The 3,869-nt window shown below is 42.6% G+C and carries 3 protein-coding genes; 1 reads left to right on the top strand and 2 read right to left on the bottom strand.

Features of this window, described 5'->3' with window-relative positions:
- Positions 1–105: 105 nt before the first annotated feature.
- On the bottom strand, positions 106–492 hold the full coding sequence (locus Q0991_RS04240) for a response regulator (RefSeq protein ID WP_299485819.1): 387 nt from the start codon (positions 490–492) through the stop codon (positions 106–108).
- A gap of 49 nt (positions 493–541) precedes the next feature.
- Positions 542–2,620 (bottom strand): PAS domain S-box protein, encoded by a 2,079-nt coding sequence (locus Q0991_RS04245; RefSeq protein WP_299485821.1) that lies wholly within the window; start codon positions 2,618–2,620, stop codon positions 542–544.
- An 878-nt stretch (positions 2,621–3,498) separates the two neighbouring features.
- Here Q0991_RS04245 and Q0991_RS04250 point away from each other — a divergent pair.
- A partial coding sequence (locus Q0991_RS04250) for a phage integrase N-terminal SAM-like domain-containing protein (protein ID WP_299485822.1) occupies positions 3,499–3,869 on the top strand: 371 nt, incomplete at its 3' end.

A 3,869-nucleotide genomic window follows, 5' to 3' on the forward strand; every position in this document is an offset into this window, starting at 1 on the left:
TAGCAACTCCCGAAGTTTTGGGATAGGACTATGACCGCAGGGAAGGTTAAACCTTACGAGTCCTCCGGTCAAACCGGAGGCTTAAGAAGGATAGTTACACCAAATTTATTTGCCTAACTCCCAACCCAACATTTGAGCCACCTGAGTCGTTAACATTAAGGGCTCAAAAGGCTTGCTAATTACTCCAAGTACATCCAATTCAGCATATTTCAATTGATCCGAAGGCTGTGCCCTTGCTGTTATCATCACCACTGGCATGGATTGGGTTAATGCATCCTTCCTCAACTCTCGCAGAAGCATTATCCCATCCATCCCTGGCATCATATAATCCAGCAATATTGCATCTGGATGCTCTTGCTTAGCTTTTAATAGCCCTTCTGGACCAGACTCAGCCATTGACACTTTATATCCACCATAAGTAACCAGACAAGTCTTTACTATCGTTCTGATGTAAGCTTCATCGTCAATGAGGAGTATATGTTTTTCTGACATCAGATCTGCTTGTCCTAAAGTAAGTGAGCCTTCTACTACTAACCTGACACTAGCTGCTTTCAGGGACAGGGAGCGTAAAGTAAAAAGTACTGCCTAAGCCCAGCTCACTTTTTGCCCAAATCGTGCCGCCATGCTGGTGAACAATATTTCGGCAGATAGCTAAGCCGAGACCTGTTCCTCCATATTCACGGGAATCAGAACCATTGACTTGTTGAAATCGATCAAAAATGATTTCCAATTTATCCGCTGCAATTCCTTTACCTTGATCTTTGACTTGGAATATCACCTGTGATGTAGCTGAAATACCCTTTTCAAGAGAAAGCTGGGGGATATCTTGCTGATTACCTTGTGATGGCAGGCTGCTTTCACTATTTTGAGTTAAAACACTCATCCATATCGTTGATCCAGGACTTGAGAATTTAATCGCATTGCTAACTAGATTCACTAGAACTTGTATGATGCGATCTTCATCCACCCAGACTTGATGGACAGTCGGTGTAACGAAAAGGCGGATATCTTTGTTATCAGCTTTAATACTAAGGAGTTCAACAACTCTTTGCATCAGCGATAAAGCACTGCACCACTGTTGATGCAACATGATTTTGTGGGATTCGAGACGTTCTAAATCTAAGATGTCATTCACCAGGCGAACTAACCGTTCTGACTCAGTAGCAGCAATCTCAAGCATCTGTTTACTTGTTTCAGGCTGCTCATCAAGTACTCCAGATGCCAAAAGTCCTAGAGAGCCATGAATAGAGGCAAGCGGTGTACGCAGCTCATGGCTGACACTGGAGATAAACTCATTTTTCATCTGCTCCAGAGCACGGCGTTCGGAAATATCTAGGACCTGTACTACGAAATAGAGTGGCTCTCCTTGAGTATCGTGGACGAGGGAGGCACTAGAAATGGTCCATAGGGTCTTACCCGATTTATGGCGCAACTCACTTTCAATCTGGAGAGTAGATGTCCGATCTGCGATTAAATCTTGGATGTGGTTGCGATGTCGATCGAGTTCTTGTGGCTGGATAAGATCCTGAATTTCTATCTGGAGAAGTTCAGATTTGGAATAGCCAAGGAGTTGGCAGAGGGCCGGATTGACTCGCATGAACTGTCCGCTCATGGTGAGCATGGCCATCCCATTCACCCCATTGTCGAACGCATTACGCAGATGCATTTCACTAGTTTGAAGCTGGGAGTAGAGGTCAGCTTGTGTCAGCGCAATCGCCAACTGATTGCTGATATCTTGTAGGAGTTCAGCATCACTTGGTTGCCACTGACGATAGTAATCACAGCTATGTACAATTAACAGACCCCACACCCGTGGCAAACGATTGTCACCCATTTGTACAATAGGCGCAACGATTTTCGTTTTAACCCCAACCTGTTCCATGAACTCGGCCAGACAGTCAGCCCATTCATCTTTGAATACATCTAAAACAATGCGTGGGTTCCCCTGACAATAATGCTCATAGCATTCTTCCGGAAAACATTCATCCGGGAACATCATTTCTAATGTCACCGGGTATTCTGGTACGACAGATTCTTTAATGACTATCCCAGATCCTTCTGAGGTGAGATGAAAGATAAGTGCTCGATCTGCTTGTAAAACTTGACGGACTTCGGTAACAGTTGTAGTTAAAATTTCGTCAAAGTCTAAAGACTGTCGGATATTCTGGGTAATACTGGCGAGCAGTTGCTTATGGGCGAGTTGTTCTTCTAGGTGCCTCGTTCGGGATTGCAACTCAGGTTCTATTGCCTGATTAAGTTTGGGGTCGTTTATCCGTGGGCCATAAGTCCGATTTGAGTAACCCTCTACCACTAAATAGATAACTTGTCCTATTTCTGAGTGAATGGGTTTCATCGACAGTGTGAAAGAACTGGAAATACCCGATGGACTGGCATAGGTGACGTCTTGCTGAATCCCTTGCCCCAGAGATACTTGAGCGATGGATTCTTGTATTTGCTTTTGAAGGTCTGGTGAGTGTGTCCACCAAGGAGCTTCCCAGAATAATCGACCTAGAATATTAGTTTTTTCTAGACCAATCGCATCAAGCGCTACTTGGTTTACCTCTAGAATATTGCCATGAACATTGAGTAGTCCAATCAACTCAAAGGGCTGATTTGCCATCTTAATTTGTATTTAGCCTTTGAACCTTGTGAGGAAACCTAACCTTCCAATTATTGATTCTATCTACTGGAGTAATCACGTTTTTAAGCCTGTAACTAAAAATACTATTTAGAAGACATCTCACTACGGTTCGCCAACCAAATTTTTGGGTGTTGCTCTATTCACTTTGAGATCTCATTGCTAGCTTTCGCCAATTAATAGACTATCACCTTCGTAAACTGTAAGACTAAATTCATGAGAAAGTTGTGAGAATCATGAGAATTTTAAACTGATGTAGCGAATAGTTATTTTCTTCATTCAAAATAGGATAGAAATAAAAACTAAGCTATACAATCCTTATTGGTTAAATACAATAATTCTTTAGGGATCTATGTCACCATATGCCGATGATGGAACTGTGTATAGAGTTACTAAAGTCTGAGCGATTTTTCTTCTGAACCTTTTTATCTTTTGCTCACCTGTCAACTTTGCCGGGATTTCTAACTCTACATTGGTTTCAGGGAAGCTGGCCTACTGTTATATCAATTTAGTTAAAGACTTTCAGTGAGTCTATCTTTGAATACGCAAATAGTTCTTGACGAACAATAAGTCAAACTTCGCAGTAGATTGGATCTCCTAATCAAATCCCATATAAACCCAATACCCCAATTCCAAGTTTCGGTGACAACTACAGTCTGGTCTTCAGAATATTCTCGAACAAGCAGATAAAAAATACACTAAATCGTCAAAATCTTTAGACCGTTGAGATTCGTTCAAAACAATACACGGAAAGGCTTTGATACTTGAATAGCATTTTAATTCCGATTTGTGGCCACAAATCGGAATTAAAATGCTATTCAATATAGTGATCCGCAAGTGCTGATTCAGTGGTCAAATTCATGTCGCGTTTCCCTCAAACTTCCGACATTCCGCAAGTCCGACTTATTGAGTTTGGTGCGGAAAAATCAGAGCCGAGTCCAGACCCTGTGAAGCCAGCAGTGGTGAATCTGAGATCGCAACGAATCGAACAGTTCCTCACCCTGAAGAACCTGGCGGCCAACACTCGTCGTAATTATGAACGACATTTACGACAGTTCAGTCTGTGGGTGAACAAGGACTGGCACCAGATTACCATGAATGACCTGAAACGCTACAAGACTTATCTGGAGTCGGGTCGGCAGTTGAAGCAAGGCTCTGTAGGGGCAGTGTTGACGGCACTTAAAAGCTTCTTTACCTGGCTCGAAAAAGCAGGATATATCGAGGACAATCC

Source organism: Acaryochloris sp. IP29b_bin.137 (genome assembly GCF_028285745.1).
GTDB lineage: Bacteria > Cyanobacteriota > Cyanobacteriia > Thermosynechococcales > Thermosynechococcaceae > Acaryochloris.